Below are 18,684 nucleotides of genomic sequence, written 5' to 3' on the forward strand. Positions count from 1 at the left end.
CGCGTATTTCGCGGCCTAATACTACTTTTACGTTATAATTTCTGCTCTGTACGGCTGATGATATCGTCCTGAACTTCTTTCGCTAAAACCACAAATTGAGCACTGTAACCTGCAACACGAACCACTAAATCTTGATGAAGGTGGGGATTTCTCTGTGCTTCAAGTAGACGTTCACGGTCAATAACGTTGAACTGTACGTGCATACCTTTACGGTCAAAGTAGTTACGTACCAAGCCGCTAAAGTTGTGCAATCCTTTCTCACCAGCAAGAGAGGCTGGTAGGAACTTCTGATTGTACAACGTACCGTTAGAAGCGATAAAGTGATCAAGTTTTGCAACAGAGTTTGCCGCAGCGGTTGGCCCAGAAACATCTTTACCTTGGCGCGGTGAAACACCATCAGCCAAAGGTTTACCGGCTAAACGACCATCTGGTAGTGCAGAGACGCCTTTACCAAACAGAACATTAGCTGATACTGGATAGATACCCGCTTGGAACTGACCACCACGTGTATTGGTGTACTTCTCGACTTCTTCACAGTAAATAGATGCACAACGGCGAGCAACGTAGTCAACATCATCAATATCGTTACCAAAGCTTGGCGAGCTTTCTAGGATAAGGCGAATTTCTTCATGACGTGAAATACGCCCTACTGAAGGAGTCGCTTGTGTTTGTGCGCTTGACAACTGGCGGAATACTTCTTCTTTAATCGCTTCTGGGCTCAGAGAGCCGTTTTCCGCAATTAAACGTTGAACAACATTGTATACTTCTTTTTCATCTAAAGAGCTTTTGGTCGCCACAGCAGCCGAAGCGCCGTCTGCATAACCAAAGTTTGCGTCTAGTGCCCCTTTTAGTTCGGTCATCGTCAGTTTGCGGTCTTCGAACACTTGTTTTTGCATTGCGTACACTGAATCACCTGTATCTGCGATACCGAAAGCTTGCGGACCGGTGTAGTTGTATATCGCGCCGCCGTCTTGCAGAGACTTACCACGACCGATACAGTCGTCTACTAACGCAGAAAGGAATGGCAGTGGGCAGCGTTCTGCATGCGCGATATCAACACTATTACACGCTTCAACCAATTGACGTACGAAGTGAGCGATTTGTGCTGTGAATGCATCAAAGAAATCTTCAATATCAGTAAATTGAGTCATATCTTTAGTGGCAGGACCAACCTGTTTATTGTTTGCACGGCCATTGTTTAATGTGATTTCCAGTACTTTTGCCACATTGAAGAATGCCGCATCATGCCACCCCTCAGTACGGTGTGGTGCTTGTGGTTCTACACAACCGATGATGCAGTAATCACGAGCATCCGCTAACGAAACTCCACGGTTTTGTAGTGAAGGTATGATAACTTCATCATTATACATTGCAGGAACACCAAGACCGAGGCGAACCACTTCACAAGCACGGAATAAGAACTCGTCTGGTGTGCCTTGCCATACACGAATAGAGAACGAGGGCGCAGGTAATTGGACGTGTGCTGTTGCTTCCATACACATGTAACTTAATGGGTTAGTGGCGTCTAATCCATCTGACGTCTGGCCGCCAACACATAAGTTTTGAAACACAGCGTAACCAGCAAACGCTTGGGCTGATACTTCATCGCGAGTTTTGTTGATATCATTCAGTTTGATCCAGCAACAGTCTACTAATTCTTGTGCGAATACAGGATCAATGGACTTATCAGCCGCTAAGAATGGATACATGTATTGGTCAAAGCGTCCAGGAGAGATAGAGTGACCACTTGACTCAATTTGAAGCATGCTTTGTAAAAACCAGAATGTCTGACATGCTTCCCAGAAAGTTGTTGCACCATGCTCTGGTACACGACGACAGTTTTGGCTGATTTGTTCAAGTTCACGTTTACGTTGAGGATCTGTTTCAACTTGCACAAGGCGATCAGCTTCATCTGAGTAACGGTGAGCGTATACAATCGCCGCTTCATAGCTGATGATAATAGCGTGGTAAAACTGTTCTTTTTTAACGAAGTCTGGTTGTGTACGATCAAGTTTAACTAATGCGTCTTTGACTTGCTCAATCACACCGCGGAAACCAATGCGCAATACTTTGCCATAATCAACACATACGTGACCAACACCACCGTAGAAGTAGTTACCCACACTGAACACACCTGCATCCATTGATTCGTGTGTCCCTTCAGACATGTAAGATGCCGCTAACTCACTCGTAGTTTTACCAGGCCAATATTGAAATGCTTCGTGCAACTCTTGTGCTGTTTTCTTTTCGATAATAAATGGGTCCGCTACGCGGTGCTCCATTGTATCAAATTCTTTTTCTACCCAATCGTAAGAGAACTCAGGGCAAATTTCGGTTGAACGTGGATTAATAGTCACAGCTCCAACGACCAGTTCATCTTTACGAATGGTCACTGGTAACTCAGTAAAAATCTTTTCAACAACTCTTGCTCTTCTCATAACTGCAGGCAAATGCTCATTTTCTTTATAAGCATGTGTCGCTAAAATAGCTCGCTCAGACTCGACATAAGGTTTCGCGTCAATAATCATTTTCTTAAGTCGTAAAACGCGGTCAGTTGGATTAGAAAAACCTTTCTCTAACATAGTGATGTACTCCGTAATTATTAATTAGTATGACCTAAAGATCAGACCTTAGTTATTTGTTCAACGGCATTAACATCATGAATCTCGACACATAATGTTAATGCCTAATAAATGAATAAAATTGCGCAATATTGAAGGATGTGCTTTCCAAGTTGGAGCGGTCACTAACAGGTGGTCTACGACAGACTCGTCATCATCCGCATCGACCCAGTACCCACCAGCAATTTCGACTTCCGGCTTTACCGCTGAATAACCGGTTAGCCTTCGATTTTTCACCAAATTCGCTGCCGTTATAATCTGAATACCGTGACAAATCGCTGCGAGCGGTACGTTACGGTTCATCGCATAATGCACAATATGGAGCACTGATGGTTCTAGACGAAGATATTCTGATGACCGCCCTCCTGATAGGTAAATACCACAGTATTCATCCAATCGAATTTGACTAAATGATGCTGTTAACGTGAAGTTATGTCCGATTTTTTCTGTATACGTTTGATCACCTTCAAAATCATGGATAGCGGTTTTAATGCTCTCTCCTTTTGATTTACCTGGGCAAACAACATCAACTGCAAAGCCGAGCATGATTAATGCCTGATAAGGGACCATGACTTCATAGTCTTCAGTAAAATCTCCAACCAACAGCAATATTTTTCTCATATTCAATCCATTAAAAACTGTTCAAGTCATCTTCAATAGTGCGTATCACTTCATTCACTGCTGATACGTCTCCAAAGATGGCAAGCGCGGTGACATGCTGGGGACAAGAACCTGTAATTTCAGTCACCGCCACATCAGCACGCTTACTTGCTAAATCGGCACAGAAATAAAGATCAGGAATCGGCAACATCACTATTCCAATTGCATCAATGCGAATCAAACCCAAGCGCTGACGAAATTCCGAGGGTACACGGCGTTTAAGCATCGTCAGCGTATCTGAACTTGGTGCGTTTATTATGCGTTTTTTCATATGTTTATTGCCTATCCCTTAACTCCATTAATGTTTAAACCGTTACCGAATGTTCAATGCTTCGACCATGACACATCGACGGTAGCGAGCAAAAGAGCGTGCAGAGGTGATGCCCTCGCCCGTTGGACCTGCGATAGTAAAGGTTGTGTGACCTTCACCACCCACACCAATTCCTGAGTACGATGGACCGTTTTTCACAAAAATTGTGGTTTGGATTAAACGAGCCATTTTGGTCAGTTTGTCAACATTAGTTGAGTGCATGATGGCAGTGTGACGGTTGCCATGTTCAACCTTAATTGCCAAGTCTATCGCTTCATCTACGTTTTCTACACGAACGACAGGAAGAATAGGCATCATCAACTCATGAACAACAAACGGATGATTTCTTTCTGTTTCGAGCAAAATGACTTTCACGTCATCGCCAACTTGGATATCTAGCTTTTTAAGGATATGACGAGCACCTTTACCCACAAAATCGGTATTAGGACCGGTACCCTTTTCATTCAAAACTAGTGATTGAAGTTGTTGAATCTTCTGTCTGTCACACAATAGATAGGCGCCACTTTTCTTCATGCAATGAATCAAGTAGTCAGCAACTTCATTGACAACAATGACTTCTTTCTCAGCTATACACGGCAAATTATTATCGAAAGCACAACCGTTAATAATGTCTTTTGCTGCTTTCTCGATATTTGCGGTTTCATCTACAACAGCAGGCGGATTACCAGCACCAGCGCCGATGGCTTTTTTACCCGTTGACATCACTGTTTTCACAATCGAAGGACCACCCGTTGCAACAAGCATATTCACTCGAGGGTCATTCATCATTACATTAGTGTTATCGATCGAAGGCTCAAGCACGGTCACGACCAAGTTTGCAGGTGCGCCGAGCTCAGCCAGTTTTTTGTTGATCATATCAACGGTAACCAGTGAGACATTCCGTGAACGAGGGTGGGGGCTATATACAACCGTATTTCCCGCCGCCAACATACCAATACTGTTGTTAATAATGGTTTCTGTCGGGTTAGTCGTCGGTGTGATCGAACCAATAACACCGTAAGCAGAAAACTCAGTTAAAGACAAGCCAGAATCGCCGCTAAGTGCCGACGTAGCCAGATCTTCCGTACCTGGAGTTTTCACTGCTGCGATACGGTTTTTGGTCAGCTTATCTTCAAAGTTTCCCATCCCCGTCTCTTCAACCGTCATACGAGAAATTTTTTCAAGCACATCTTCTTGGGTGAAAACATCTCGAATACCTTGTACAAACGAAGCGCGATCACCCATTGTACAATGACGGTATTGGACTTGAGCCTGTGACGTTGCACTGATCGCCTCTTCCATCGACGCAAAACAACCTAAGTATTGTGTCGATCCTTGCGCAACATTTTGGCTAGGAACGCTTTGAGGTTGCGCCTGTTTCTCGGTCAATATTTGAGAAACAATGCTCTCAACATTGCTGCTTAGAGCTGACTCAAATTTCGGTGCTTGTTGCTTTACCGAATTGGCAGTTAAAGCCTGAGAAACAATACTCTCTAAGTTTTCACCTGAAGTTGAAGCAACCTGTTTTGCGTTTGACGCTGTCGCATTTGTGTATTTGCTCAATACTTTTTCAACGGCTTGAGCAATGTCTTGTTCATTCATTCTTCATACCCCTTACAACATTCCATTTTATTTAAATTTAATATTTAGATGTATGGGGTTGTCGCAGACTGAAGAGGAACCGAATCCATTGACCCCAAGAGCTGAAGACCAACATCACGAGCGGTTAGCACAGCTTGGCGCACTGCACCTGAATCACCTGCGAAAGTAAAGATGACTTCATTACTAAAACAAGTACCTTTAGCTGGAGACGAGTAATCAACTGGGTCAATCACTGCAGATTTTGCTGCCGCATCAGCGATGACAACACCAATAGCCGCAGGAGAGGCACAAGTGATACCAAATGATTTCCCAATTGGTGCACCAAACGCCTTGTTAAGCGCTGAGCTAGCACGAGCTGTGTATTGGAATTCCAAGTGACCTGCTGCATTGCCATACACATCACCAAAAGTTCGGTTGATCTCTGATAGCGTCACTTCAACTGCGCGACGTACATCCGAAACATCATCAGCACCAAATATGATGAGACAACCATGGCCACCGCCACCTTCCGTATCACGAGCAAGCTCGACTGCAATCACTTCACTGTTGGTTGCCTTAACCGCTTCATCAGCAGCAAAGATATGCGGTCCAGCTCCGGTACGAGCACCGATAATGCCGATTGAACGGTACTTCTTATCAATGTTCATCACTTCATGCAGCTGGTTATCAACACTTGCTACAACTAGACCAATAGTACGGCCAAGATCACTAGTACCAACAAATTCAGTCAGACCAACGCTTGCGGCATTTATTGCCGGTACCTTTTGTTGAGGTTCTGACTGTTGCGTGTTCATGACCTCAGAAATAATCTGTTCCACAAAATTATCTTTCATCGTGAATTTCCTTCCGTTCTATTACTCAACTGTTTTTGGCAAGATTTTTTCAACTTCAGTATGAGGGCGAGGAATAACGTGTACAGAAACAAGTTCACCAACTTTGCTAGCCGCTGAAGAACCAGCATCAGTTGCCGCTTTTACAGCACCAACATCGCCACGAACCATCACTGTAATTAGACCTGAGCCAATTTTTTCGTAACCGACCAGTGTTACGTTTGCAGATTTAACCATGGTGTCTGCTGCTTCAATTGCAGAAACCAAACCTTTTGTTTCAACCATACCTAGAGCTTCTTGTTGCATAACTACCTCGATAATTTAAATGTTTAGTCTTCTGGCAAAGTAGCCTTACGAAAGGCTGTAGGCTCTGCCCTATTTATTAATCCATTTCATAATAAAAGTATGGAGACAAAATGTTTTGCTCCAAGTGAGGATTCTTTTGCTGACAAAAGTGGTGACAAACAAGAATTTACAGCGATACAAATCACACTAAATTTCAAGTAAATAGGAGACGCTCTGAAGCATGTTGGTATGCGGAAAATTTTGGTGAGGGATAAGTAAAAAAACAGGACAACTTTGCCCTGTCGAAGAGTAAAAAATCAATAATAAGGACAAATATTATCTGGGTTTCAATGGCATAAAAACTATGCCTTTGAAGATAAAATACGGGTGAGTCGCCTTGTTTAAAGTCAAATGAGATGCTGCCACATGTCTGGATGTGGTTTGGCAACCACCATGCTATGAACCAACAATCCTTTCTCACCCGCACTTTTACAGCCAACTTTGACCGCGTTTTTTACGTCACCAATATCACCATTGACGACAAAATAACACTTGCCGCCAATTCCAAACGCCATGTGGACACGCACTAGAGTTACGTTGGCCGCTTTCATTGCCGCGTCAGCAGCCTCAATACAGGCAGCCACACTAAAGGTTTCAACTACCCCAACCGAACCTTTAGCTTCTACCGGTGAAACACCTGAAATGGCCGGTAGAATATTAGAATCAATCTTAGGCAAAAGAATGCTATCGATCTTTAGATGCCCAGCGATCATCTCACCATGCTCTAGCGCTTGTTTGACTGCAGAAACATCACCAGTGATCATGACAATATATTTACCAGGACAAATTGTTTTCGAACTTAACACTTCCACACTAGCGCTTTTTAGCATGCTGTCGGTGACTTCAACGCCTTTTGCAATACTGCTTAATTCAAGCAAACCAATGGTATCTTTCATTATCTACCTCTTTGAATCGTAATATATTGAGCGTCAATTTCACTCACCGTACCGTTACAGCTCGCATGCACGCCTAAACTCAACGCATTTGCTTTCGCTTCGGTTAGCTTTTGCCCCAGAGTCACTCTATCGCCGGCTTGTACAATCGGCTCGCCTGGAGCTCCAATATGTTGACTAATCGCCACTTTAACTTGCCGATACGGCAAATCAAATGGTTGCATTAGTGCCTCTTGATAATACGGCGTTAGGTTGAGCCGAGAGACCAAACGTGCGGTTGGAACTAAACGGTATTCCGCCATGGGATCGGCGTCTTTTAGCTCGCCACAATATTGCGCTCCTTGTGCGCGTAATTGTTTCTTTAAAATTTTGTTAACACGCATCGGAGAAATATTGACTGGGCATGCATAACTTTCACACAAGCTGCACTCTGAACACGTTAATGCTGACAAGAACGTGGATGGTTGCGCTAAATCTCTATAATTGGTGGCTCGGATCACTTGGCTTGGTGCGAGTTCGTGACCAATTAGGTGACGCGGACACAGTTCCGTACACAATGAACATTGCTCACAAACTGTTTTCGCCATATTTAGGATCTGTTGATCGCTTTTCAGGCGACGTTGAATAATGATGTGATCACGAGGCAATACCAATAGTGCGCCTGTCGTTTTGGTGACACATTGATTCAAATCTTCAACCAATGCCCCCATCATTGGTCCACCGTTAATCACAGCAAACTCACTCTCAGTAACGCCACCTGCATAATCGAGAAGTTCTTGGAAAGTGACGCCAATAGGAACGGTGATGGTCATGGGGTTATTAACACAACCATTAATGGTTAAAGTACGATCGAAAACACCTTGCTCATGCTCAACTGCATGACAAACATTGATCAGTGTTTGCACATTATTCACAATGACACCAACGGTTATAGGCAATTGAGCCGGAGCAACACGGCGTCCTGTTGCCAGCCAAATGGTGATGACTTCATCCCCTGCAGGATAGACATCTCGTAAAATATGAATGCGCATGTTGGCGGCAAGCAATGGCGTTAGCGCATCAATCGCTTTTTGGTATTTAGCTTTTAGTGCGATAACACCTTCTTTCGCTCCGGTGGCTTTCATCGCATACGTTAGACCACGAATGAGTTCCGCTGCTTTCTCCGCCATTAACTGTTGGTCGACTTTAAGCATAGGTTCACATTCAGCTGCGTTAACCAAGAAAATTTCAGCCTCAGATTGAAGCTTTACATACGTAGGAAAACCAGCACCACCTGCGCCAACCACGCCAGCCTGTTTCACTCTTTCAACAATGGTATTTTTATCCAATTGAGTAAGATGCGATTTAATAATACATTCTGGGTTGTTCATAGTATTGCCTCTACCTAATTACAAATTGTTTAGCGCTATAGCTACGATTAGGCGAGTGCCGCCGCATCTTGGGCAATCACCTTTTCTTCATTAGTTGGCAACACAACAATCGCTGGTGAGTTTACTGTAGAAACAACGCCCCACTCTCCTCCTTTCGTCGTTGCATTTTTTTCCTTATCGAGTTTAAAGCCAAATACCGCCAATTTTTGTATGACAAGCTCTCGAATTAACACCGAATTTTCCCCAATACCTCCGGTGAATACCAACGCATCAATACGATCTAATGAAGCAAGGTGACCACCAATATGGCGGGCTAAACGATGCACCAAAACATCAATAGCAAGCGCTGCGCGTTTATTGCCCTTAGATCGAGCCTGCTCTAGCTCACGGCAATCGCTCGAAAGCCCAGAAACACCTAACAAACCTGATTGGCTGTTGCTCAAGCTGTAAACAGAATCCAACGACTGCTTGGTACTATTGGCGATATACACGGCAGCACCGAAGTCCAAATCACCACAGCGTGTTCCCATCACTAGCCCTTCGAGCGGAGTCATCCCCATCGATGTATCCACACTGATGCCATCTTTCACTGCGCAAACCGATGAGCCATTACCAAGGTGCGCTACAATTATGCCGTGATTATATTTATCCAGATCTAAACGCTTCACCGTTTCTATCGCTACGAATCGATGTGACGTACCATGAAAGCCATATCGACGTACTTTATGTTCATCGCGTAATTCTAACGGAATCGCATAGGTATAAGCTTCTTCAGACATGGTTTGGTGGAATGCAGTATCAAATACCGCGACGTTCGGTATAGTCGGCAACAACGTCATTGCGGTTTCAATTCCGACAAGATTGGCAGGATTGTGCAAAGGAGCCAGATCAGATAGCTGTTCTATTTTCGCTATGATTTCTTCAGTCACCAATACAGAATCACTGAACTCACTGCCACCATGCGCCACGCGGTGTCCTATCGCACACAAAGAGTCCATTAGTTGTAATGTCGACATAGTGGCAAACAGTTTTTTTAATGCTTCGGCATGTGTGCCTTCCGCTAGTTCGAAAACAGATTTTTTGCCTTGTGAGTCTTTTATAGAAATAAAAGCGTCTGATAGTCCTAACTTCTCTGCCACACCCGATAAAACTGGTTCATTTTCTCCTGTTGGTAAAACAGAGAATTTCATAGATGATGAACCACAGTTAATAACTAAAACACGTGTTTCTGACGACATAATTACCTCAAAAAGTAAATACTAAATAAGATTGGGAGTTATACATGATTGAACTTCTGCGTATCAACGGGTGAACAGTGAAATGGATGCCTGTGCAATCGCACAATCTTGTTCGACGGTTCCACCGCTTATGCCAATAGCCCCCAATAGTTGACCGCTTTCCCATATCGGTAGGCCACCACCAATACAACAAACGTTTGGCGCATGTTGTAATCCATAGAGGCTTTGACCAGGCAATACCTTTTCGGTCAAATCCAATGTTGGCATTTTCAATGCAACCGCTGTCCATGCCTTTTGTCTTGCTAACTCATGGCTAACCAATAACGCTTGGTCCATGACAAAAAAATAACGTTGAGATCCGGCGTGATCGACAAAACTAAACACAATATCAATCCCAACGTTTTCCGCCGCTTTTTGGGCAAAATCGCCAAGTTCAATAATTGCCTGTAAACTTAAAGTGATGTGCGATCTACTAGTTACGTTCATATTCAACGCCTTATGTGAATGTTTACGATTCTAACGAGTCAACAATTCCGACGATTGCCGCATCCGTAACTGAGGCTGGGTGGCAACTACTTTTTCGAGCGGAGCTTCCCGTGGTGACAACAACGATGTCACTATTTCCTGCGCCAACACAATCAATCGCAATCTCAGTATCACGGGTTGGTCGGTGCTCATTGTCTAATCGCGTCACCAACAGTAACTTATTGCCATTAAGCGATTCATGCTTGGTCGTGGATACAATCGCTCCGGTGACTTGTGCTAAATACATATAGACCCCTCTTAATTGATTCTTTCAATGCTGATACGTCGACGAACAATCTCTTCTTTAGCTAACGGCGTAATGATTGTATTTTTATCGATAGACAGCGACTGGTCCTCAGGCTGCAATTTGACATCAGCCAACGTAATCAGTGATTTTGATACAACATGGGATGATTTAGGCTTAGTCATAAATCTGACCCCATAGTTTTCAACCTTAGTAACATACGTTGATATCTGTTCGATTAACGGACCAGGTCCATGATCTAAAACCGTTTGATATTCATGACTAAGTGTCGCTGTGATCGATTTTCGATTGAGCAGTGCATGAAAGGCCCAACTGGTCGCTAGATTGTCACGAATACACAATGCTAACTTACTCAAACTATTGGTTGATATCGCCGGAAAAAAGACACCGTAATAATCGTCATGTAACTCATTAGGTAGGTAAGAATCGATCGAAAATTCAATATCGTCTTCTTGCTGCCAACGTAAAAACACCGATTTGATGATCGAGTGCTCTGCAGAATGAGAAAGCGTCACCGCGATACCAAACCCGGAGCGATATAACGCCTTAATACAGTTCAACGTATCGAGTAATGACTCCTGTTCGTGACCAGTCAAAATGACTCGAATCACTTTGGGTTGCGATTTGCGCGCTAAGATATCGTCAACAACCTGACTGATCATCACTGTTAAATCTTTTGATTCCATAACATGGTTACTCGCTTGCTTTCATTGCGATGCCCAACGGAGTAACAAGCAATGGCTCAGGTACAGCCAGCGATTCAACACCGGTCACTTTGGTAAAGACTTCTGCAAACTCACTAAAGCTAGATGCGCCACCAACCAACCACAACTGTTCTGCTGAATTGCTCTTTAACCATATTGAAACCAAACTAGCCATTTTTTCAACCACTGGACGAACAACAGAAAAAACTTGTTTTTCATGTTTTGCGTCTTTCTTCATTGACTCCGCTAGGTCGTATTCAAGATCCATTGCACCAGCTAACACCAGTGTCATGTGCGATCCACCGGTGGGTTCATCAGCACTAAACGTGACGTCACCCTTATCCAGTATGCTCATTCCCGTGGTGCCTCCTCCGACATCAACAACCGCACCGCTTTGTAAATTTAATGCGCATGCAGCTGCAACTGGCTCATCAATCACATCCGTAACAAAAAAACCTGCAGATTCAACCACATTAACAATGACTTTAACACTCCCTTCAGAAACACCAGGAGGAATGGCTGTGGCTGCTTTATCCAATGTACAGCAGAGACCCTCTTCAACTTTTTGTTTCAATGCGGAAACAACCTTAATCGCGGTAATGTAGTCCACTACGACGCCATCTTTAACCACTTTTGAAGGAGAACTCGCACCTGCTACCGGATTGTTGTTCTTATCAACAACCACAATTGCTATATTCGCCGTACCGAGGTCCACTCCAACTTTAAAAGGTCCTTTTTTCTTCAAACACTTTTCATCTTTTACAAGTTTTGCGAGTTTTTTAAGTCGCTTGTATGACGCTGAATCTGACATGGCTTATCTCACTTGGTAAAGAGTCACGCTATCGTTATTTTTTAGATTAAAGGCATTCGCCTCTTCTACATCGATATGCATTTCCGTCACTGCGTCGCTATTCACTCGTACGACAACATTATGTAAAACCCCGGCGCGGTCACCTTGAGCTTCAACATTGATTTCCATGCCATCTTCAAGGCCAAATGACGCGGCATTTTGATGAGAGATATGGATATGCCTCCATGCGACGATCACGCCGTGATCTTTAATGACTCTGCCACGTGGACCGATGAGTTCAATGCTCGGAGAGTTTTCTAGGTCACCTGACATTCTTACGGGAGCTCTCACACCAAGAGAAAATCCGTCTGAAATCGAAATCTCGACCTGCGTTTCACTGCGTAGTGGGCCCAAAACACGTACATTTTGTAATTCACCTTTCGGACCTTTTAGCGTTATCACTTCTTGAGCGGCGTATTGACCCGGTTGTTTAACCGCTTTAAAACGCGTTAAGTCAGATCCAGCTCCAAACAAGGCATCCATATCTTCACGGCTTAAATGCACATGTCGATTAGATATTCCAACAGGTATCTTCAGTTTAGTACTGAAACCAGTCACGACATTGTTGCTTGTAAAAGCAGTATTAGAGTGCCCAAATAACTCTTTCATTATCTGCTGTGTAATGAGCTCCGCGTTTTCCTTAATTGTGTCCATAATAGCTTTACCATTCTCTGAGGCGTTCTTATGACTATTATGATAATTTGTAATACGTCTTCATATTTGCCTTTGACTAGGATATTTTTGCTAACAAACTTTACCGGTGACAAAACGATCCAGATTAACCAATTATTTTTGTGAGCAGAGTATCAATGTCACTGGCTGACGGCTTTCTTGGGTTGGTTGTGGTACACCCGTCTGCCAATGTTGTCTCAACGATGACCTGCCTAGCAATTTCAATATCTTCACGTTTCTTACCCAATTCGGTTAGAGAAGCAGGGATCTGCAGTTGCTTGTTTAAATGACGAATTTCGTCCGATAGCGCACTTGCTGCCTGTGATGGACAGTCAACATTAATATTCATCAGACACGCACATTTGTGATATTTATTCTGTATACCCACGCTGCAATTTTCACTATTAAAATCAATAATAAGTGGTAGTAACATGGCGTTAATTTTGCCATGAGATATATGCAATATTCCACCTAACGCATGCGCCATACCGTGAACCAAACCTAAACCCGATGAGTTAAACGCCATACCCGCCATGCACGATGCGTTGTGCATATGTTCACGAGGTTCAATCGCAAATTCGTTCTCGACGACAAGTGGTAAATGAGTGGCCACCAAATGAATCGCTTTCTCAGCAAGAGCGTCACTAAAGTCATTGGAATCTGTAGAAAGCACCGCTTCAATGGCATGAGTTAATACGTCCATTCCTGTATCAATGGCGATCATTCGAGGAACACTTAATACCAAATCTGGGTCTAAAAGGGCTGCATCCGGTAGAAGATCAGGAGAAACTAGGGAATACTTTTTACCACTCGACACATCGGAAATAACCGCATATGAAGTGACTTCAGAACCAGACCCACTAGTCGTGGGAATGGCGATTAATTCAATTTTTTCTCCTTGATAGAGATCTTCTAGTGTAATTTTGATGCTCTTTGCTGCATCCAATGGAGACCCGCCACCTAAAGCTATAATCACATCCGGTTGAAATGATTTAAATTGCTGAACACCCGCTACAATTACCGCTGTGTTCGGATCTGGTTTTACATCACTAAACACTGAAACTGTCGCATAAGGCATTGCTTGAGTTAACAATTGAGTCTTACCAGAAGACACCATAAAAGCATCTGTCACGATAGCGACTTTTTTCGAATTTAAGCGTTCTAAAGAGCTGATAGCATTTGTTCCGAAGTATAAATCCGGCACAGAAAACACATGACTAGTCATTAAATTCTCACTTATTTTTTGGGTAAAATAATATCATTTTAATTTAACACCAATCGATATAGCGAAACTTATAATAACTTGCTTATAGTTAGTAAAATTTTGTTGCTCTAGTAAATATTGGACAAAATACCCCTCATTTATTTTTTACACTCAATAAAAATAGATGACAATTTTTTCACTCAAAAAAAAGGAACTAGACAATATTTTACCTTTCGAACAAATATATACTAAATCAGTTAAACAACAAAAAAACAACTTTCATTAAACCCCTACTGCTTTTAACTAACAATAAATAAGGTTTTATTATGGATAAAAAACTAGCAGGCCAGTGTATTTCTGAGTTCTTTGGGACTGGTCTATTTATATTCTTTGGAACCAGCTGCTTATGTGCAAACATATTAGCTGGTGCAAACTTTGGGCTCTGGGAGATCGCCATTGTTTGGGGTTTAGGCATTGCATTGGCAGTGTACCTAACCGCCGGGACATCTGGTGCACACTTGAACCCTGCCGTCACAATCGGTTTATGCTTATTCGCTAATTTTGAAAAGAGAAAAGTACTGCCTTATGCGTTATCACAAATCGCTGGCGCATTTTTTGGTGCAACTGTCACTTACGTCCTTTACCATAACTTATTCACAGATTATGAATTGGCACAAAATATGGTGAGAGGTTCAAAAGAGAGCTTGGCATTGGCGGGAATATTTACAACTTTCCCCCATCCATCTATTACCGTTTTTCATGCTGCTATCGTGGAAGTTGTTCTTACAGCAACGCTAATGTCTTTGATTTTATCACTCACTGACGATGGTAACGGCGTGCCTAAAGGTGGCCTGGCCCCGCTTCTGATTGGTATTCTTGTTGCCGTTATTGGTGCAGCAGCCGCTCCATTAACAGGTTTTGCTATGAACCCTGCACGTGATTTCGGCCCTCGTTTATTCACCTTTTTTTGTGGTTGGGGCGAAATATCATTAACAGGCGCAAGAGATATCCCATACATGATCGTACCAATTGTTGCACCCATCATCGGGGCTTGTCTCGGTGGTGCAGGTTATCGATTTTTGATTGATAAACACGTGGCTAAACCAGAAGTCGTGAATAAAGCTCAAGACGTACAATAGTTGTTATTTTAACCATGCCTTGGTGGATTTATCATTCTCACTAGGGCATTATTCTCCTTCTTCCATTCCAGAATTAAAATCGAACATACCCTGCCATTTTTATTACATTATCTAATTACGGCTGGGGCAACTTGAATCGGTTTTTACTAATCTTAGGCGTTGAATTCTGGAATAAACAATCTTAATCGTTACCATACTATTAGACAATTTAGGTTAACTACTAGGTAGCAATAATAGAATAACCTTAACGTCAGTCTATTGCTAAAACATATAGAACTGTTCGTCCAAACGTAGTCTATCAAACTAAGCTTTTTGAACAATAATGAAAGGTTTTAAAAATAATAGACTACTAGGTGAAAGCTACTTTATAGATAAACAATTTTGCATTCATCGCTCTTCAATAAAAAAACCCCAATCACACAGAAATTCTATGCGTTTGAGGTGTAGTTATAGTGCGCACAACAACTAAAAGAATGAAAGCAATCCGAGTTGAACACAGGATGATGATTATATTTCGCTCGGGTATTATTTTTTCGGCTTAATCCACTGTTCCTTTTACTGTGGTTTTTTTGTTGCTGACGCTGCTACTTTGGCAGCAGTCTTTTTGTTTGCAGCAGCCCTTTTGTTTGCAGTAGGCGAAGCTGGTTTGTTTGCGGCAGATGCATTCTTTTTAGATGTCGCTTTATCTTCTTCGACTACAGCTTTTGGTATTTTTACTAGTGCATCTTCGTGTGAGGCACTAGCTTGTTCAGGTTTTTTTTGTTGAGGCTCTTGGACTGCATTTGACTTAACGTTGTCTCCGGCAATAATAGCCGCCTCCAAACCTTCGGCAGTTCGAGCGATCACTTTGTAAGCATAAACTTTACCAATGCGGGAAGCCGCAGCAACGCCGGCATCCACAGCCGCATTTACTGCACCTACATCCCCTACTAGTTTAACAGTATGCAAACCATTACCTTTCGCAGACTCATAACCCAGCAATTCAACGTTTGCTGATTTGATTGCCGCATCCGCAGCTTCAATTGCTGCCGCTAAACCTACTGTCTCTATTAAGCCTAAGCTTTGATTGGACATAGACATACTTTTCTCCTTAATATTAATTAGATGTATACCCAAGCATCTAGATTTGCTTAGGTTCGACTTCGTAATCGTTCTGATATTTTCGTATCTTCCCAAGAGAAAATATCTCGACCAAAATGGCCGTAACAAGCGGTTTTTTGGTAACGAGGAGCCAGTAAATCTAAGTGTTGAATTATTTCATATACTCGAATATTGAAATGTTCTTCAACAAGTTGATATAAGCGAGAAACTGGCACTTTTTCTGTACCGAATGAGTTTATCTTCATTGATATTGGTTCAGAAAGACCAATCGCCCACGCAAGCTGGATTTCACATTTTCGAACCAATCCCGCTGCGACTAAGTTTTTAGCAATGTACCTAGCCATATAAGCAGCAGAACGATCAACTTTTGAAGGATCTTTACCAGAAAAAGCGCCCCCACCGTGACAAGCAGCACCACCATAAGTATCAACAATAATTTTCCTACCTGTCAGACCACAATCTGCTGTGGGCCCCCCAATATGGAACTCCCCAGCAGGATTGACAAGAAATTGTGTTTTTGAAGTCACCCAAGACGCAGGAATCACAGGTTTAATAACCTCTTCAATCACTGCCTCTCGTAGATCTTTCAAAGAGATGCTTGGAAGATGTTGAGTTGACACTAAAATGGTGTGGGCTTGCTGAATAGTATTTTGGTGATACTCAAGCGTAATTTGGGCTTTCGCATCGGGAAGAAAAAAAGGTAGCACATTTTTTTTTCGCAATAATGCCTGCCTTTTCATTAATTTATGTGCGTAGCAGATGGGAGCTGGCATCAGTTCTGTGGTTTCATCACAGGCATAACCAAAGGTGATACCCTGATCACCGGCACCGAGTTGAGAAAACTGAGAGCTTCGAATACCTTCAGATATATTGCTAGATTGAAGTCCGAGTAAATTGATAATCCCACAGCTGTTACCATCGAACCCTGCGATTGAGCTGTTGTATCCACAGCGATTGATCGTGGTTCGAATAATCGCCTCAATATCAACCTTTGCGGATGAATTGACCTCGCCAGCAACGATAATCACCCCCGACTTGATCAAGCATTCACAAGCGACTTTTGCAAAAGAATCTTGGAGTAAAAAAGCATCTAGAATCGCATCGGAAACCTGATCCGCTAATTTATCCGGATGCCCTTCTGAAACAGACTCTGAAGTAAATAAGTATCTTTCCATTATCTATACTTTCATACGTAACCATATCTTATGTTAAGCATTTGAGTGGTTGACGAAAAGGCACTTTATTGCCAAAGTGGTGGAGTATTTTGTTATCCCACACTTTAATTAAGCAAGATAATACAACATTATTATCCTATTTCTCTATAATCAGATGGAGATATACCTATTTCCTTTTTAAAAACTCGACAAAAGTAATTCGAATCTCTCCATGCAAGCTCTAAAGAAATTACATTTACTTTTAAATCACTGAACTTTAATAAAGAGCAAGCTATAATGATTTTTCTCTGTGCTACATAGTTTGAAAATCCGACATTTTCACTTTTCTTGAATGCTCGACTCAAATAGCATGAACTGACAAATGTCTTGTCAGAAACATCATCCAACGTGACAGTTTTTAATATATTTTTTTCGATGTGAAACTTTGCCCTATCAATAAAATCCAAACTAGACGCTTGTTTTTTAAAAAATGGAGTAAATACAACATCACCGACATGAAATAATAAATAGATCAGGCGTGGATATATATTTTGGTTTAAACCCAATCGTCCAATATCTTCAGATAGAGCATGTAGCTTCGAGCAAGTAGAGGAATAATCACCACTCAATGAGTCGAGATGAAAGCCTAAAGTATCAAGAAATGTTCTTACTTTCTCTCTTGCTTCTTCACTCTCGTTATCTCGAATGTAAATTTTGTTAATTGTATCTAAAACGAAGTTGTTCCAATGTACATAATTTTTATTTTGAAAGAGTTCATTTAATTTATCTTTAATTTTTTTAGTTTCTTTGCTCTTCCTTTCATCAAATCCAAGTGTTATTTTAATTGTCTCACTGAGTAATTCTTGTCTTACCGGCTTTAACAAATAATCTTGAATCTGCAAGTTGAACATATCCCTTAACATATCAAAGTCGTCGTTCGCTGAGGTTACTACAACTTTCGCTGTATTATTTTTTGACCTTAAATAATCAACAACCTCCTTTCCATTAGGCAAAGGGATATTAATATCGACCAATATTAAATCAATATTTTTAATGTCATCTATTAATTGAATTGCTTTTTTCCCTGTTGACGCCTTATGAACAATAGCATTATCGATGCATGTTAATACAATTCGCTCAATAGATTCCATTTCAATCCATTCATCTTCTACAATTACTATATTATACATACGGCGTCTCA

18 protein-coding genes and 1 pseudogene are annotated in these 18,684 nt (G+C 42.1%); 1 reads left to right on the forward strand and 18 read right to left on the reverse strand.

Annotated features, from left to right (window positions below; translation table 11 throughout):
* Nucleotides 1-32: 32 nt before the first annotated feature.
* The 15 genes from grpM to M9196_RS04780 all read right to left on the reverse strand — a co-directional run bounded on the left by grpM (nt 33) and on the right by M9196_RS04780 (nt 14,110).
* On the reverse strand, nt 33-2,582 hold the full coding sequence (gene grpM, locus M9196_RS04710) for a glycyl radical diol dehydratase GrpM (RefSeq protein WP_250616380.1): 2,550 nt from the start codon (nt 2,580-2,582) through the stop codon (nt 33-35).
* Between the two features lie 75 nt (nt 2,583-2,657).
* Nucleotides 2,658-3,242 (reverse strand): DJ-1/PfpI family protein, encoded by a 585-nt coding sequence (locus M9196_RS04715; protein ID WP_250616381.1) that lies wholly within the window; start codon nt 3,240-3,242, stop codon nt 2,658-2,660.
* Between the two features lie 10 nt (nt 3,243-3,252).
* The gene (locus M9196_RS04720) at nt 3,253-3,552 is read right to left on the reverse strand and encodes a BMC domain-containing protein (protein WP_065676504.1); all 300 of its coding nucleotides are present in this window, start codon (nt 3,550-3,552) and stop codon (nt 3,253-3,255) included.
* 42 nt (nt 3,553-3,594) lie between these two features.
* Nucleotides 3,595-5,193: an aldehyde dehydrogenase family protein gene (locus tag M9196_RS04725; protein ID WP_250616382.1), complete on the reverse strand. Its 1,599-nt coding sequence runs from the start codon at nt 5,191-5,193 to the stop codon at nt 3,595-3,597.
* A 44-nt stretch (nt 5,194-5,237) separates the two neighbouring features.
* Complete coding sequence (gene pduB, locus M9196_RS04730) at nt 5,238-6,026, reverse strand: propanediol utilization microcompartment protein PduB (protein WP_250616383.1); 789 nt, start codon at nt 6,024-6,026, stop codon at nt 5,238-5,240.
* A 21-nt stretch (nt 6,027-6,047) separates the two neighbouring features.
* Nucleotides 6,048-6,329, reverse strand: coding sequence for a propanediol utilization system shell hexameric protein GrpH (gene grpH, locus M9196_RS04735; RefSeq protein WP_065676507.1), 282 nt, complete (start codon nt 6,327-6,329; stop codon nt 6,048-6,050).
* A 386-nt stretch (nt 6,330-6,715) separates the two neighbouring features.
* Nucleotides 6,716-7,264, reverse strand: coding sequence for a BMC domain-containing protein (locus tag M9196_RS04740; RefSeq protein WP_250616384.1), 549 nt, complete (start codon nt 7,262-7,264; stop codon nt 6,716-6,718).
* Entirely contained in the window at nt 7,264-8,631 is a 1,368-nt protein-coding gene (locus M9196_RS04745) for a 4Fe-4S dicluster domain-containing protein (protein WP_250616385.1), read from the reverse strand. Before M9196_RS04745 ends, M9196_RS04740 begins: the two co-directional genes overlap by 1 nt.
* 47 nt (nt 8,632-8,678) lie before the next feature.
* Nucleotides 8,679-9,869, reverse strand: a complete 1,191-nt coding sequence (gene tdcD, locus M9196_RS04750) for a propionate kinase (RefSeq protein WP_250616386.1) — start codon at nt 9,867-9,869, stop codon at nt 8,679-8,681.
* 63 nt (nt 9,870-9,932) lie between these two features.
* A complete protein-coding gene (locus tag M9196_RS04755) occupies nt 9,933-10,355 on the reverse strand; it encodes a GlcG/HbpS family heme-binding protein (protein ID WP_065676511.1) in 423 nt (140 codons plus the stop codon).
* 22 nt (nt 10,356-10,377) lie between these two features.
* Nucleotides 10,378-10,641 (reverse strand): EutN/CcmL family microcompartment protein, encoded by a 264-nt coding sequence (locus tag M9196_RS04760; RefSeq protein WP_250616387.1) that lies wholly within the window; start codon nt 10,639-10,641, stop codon nt 10,378-10,380.
* Nucleotides 10,642-10,652: 11 nt separating this feature from the next.
* Complete coding sequence (locus tag M9196_RS04765; RefSeq protein ID WP_250616388.1) at nt 10,653-11,345, reverse strand: HFCD family protein; 693 nt, start codon at nt 11,343-11,345, stop codon at nt 10,653-10,655.
* A gap of 7 nt (nt 11,346-11,352) precedes the next feature.
* Complete coding sequence (gene eutJ, locus M9196_RS04770; protein ID WP_250616389.1) at nt 11,353-12,174, reverse strand: ethanolamine utilization protein EutJ; 822 nt, start codon at nt 12,172-12,174, stop codon at nt 11,353-11,355.
* A 3-nt stretch (nt 12,175-12,177) separates the two neighbouring features.
* A complete protein-coding gene (pduL, locus tag M9196_RS04775) occupies nt 12,178-12,867 on the reverse strand; it encodes a phosphate propanoyltransferase (protein ID WP_250616390.1) in 690 nt (229 codons plus the stop codon).
* A 124-nt stretch (nt 12,868-12,991) separates the two neighbouring features.
* Nucleotides 12,992-14,110: a 1-propanol dehydrogenase PduQ gene (locus tag M9196_RS04780; protein WP_250616391.1), complete on the reverse strand. Its 1,119-nt coding sequence runs from the start codon at nt 14,108-14,110 to the stop codon at nt 12,992-12,994.
* 305 nt (nt 14,111-14,415) lie between these two features.
* Here M9196_RS04780 and M9196_RS04785 point away from each other — a divergent pair, with 305 nt between their 5' ends.
* Nucleotides 14,416-15,228: an MIP/aquaporin family protein gene (locus tag M9196_RS04785; protein ID WP_065676517.1), complete on the forward strand. Its 813-nt coding sequence runs from the start codon at nt 14,416-14,418 to the stop codon at nt 15,226-15,228.
* An 804-nt stretch (nt 15,229-16,032) separates the two neighbouring features.
* Here the strand turns inward: M9196_RS04785 and M9196_RS04790 are convergent.
* The 3 genes and pseudogenes from M9196_RS04790 to M9196_RS04800 form a co-directional block, all read right to left on the reverse strand.
* Nucleotides 16,033-16,302, reverse strand: a pseudogene (locus M9196_RS04790) (BMC domain-containing protein); the annotation flags it as partial.
* Nucleotides 16,303-16,358: 56 nt separating this feature from the next.
* Complete coding sequence (gene metK, locus M9196_RS04795) at nt 16,359-17,504, reverse strand: methionine adenosyltransferase (protein WP_250616392.1); 1,146 nt, start codon at nt 17,502-17,504, stop codon at nt 16,359-16,361.
* 131 nt (nt 17,505-17,635) lie between these two features.
* Nucleotides 17,636-18,673 carry a response regulator gene (locus tag M9196_RS04800; protein WP_250616393.1) on the reverse strand — a complete coding sequence of 346 codons (1,038 nt, stop codon included), beginning with the start codon at nt 18,671-18,673 and terminating at the stop codon, nt 17,636-17,638.
* Nucleotides 18,674-18,684: the final 11 nt, after the last annotated feature.

Source organism: Vibrio methylphosphonaticus, assembly GCF_023634655.1.
In the GTDB taxonomy this organism is placed as follows: domain Bacteria; phylum Pseudomonadota; class Gammaproteobacteria; order Enterobacterales; family Vibrionaceae; genus Vibrio; species Vibrio methylphosphonaticus.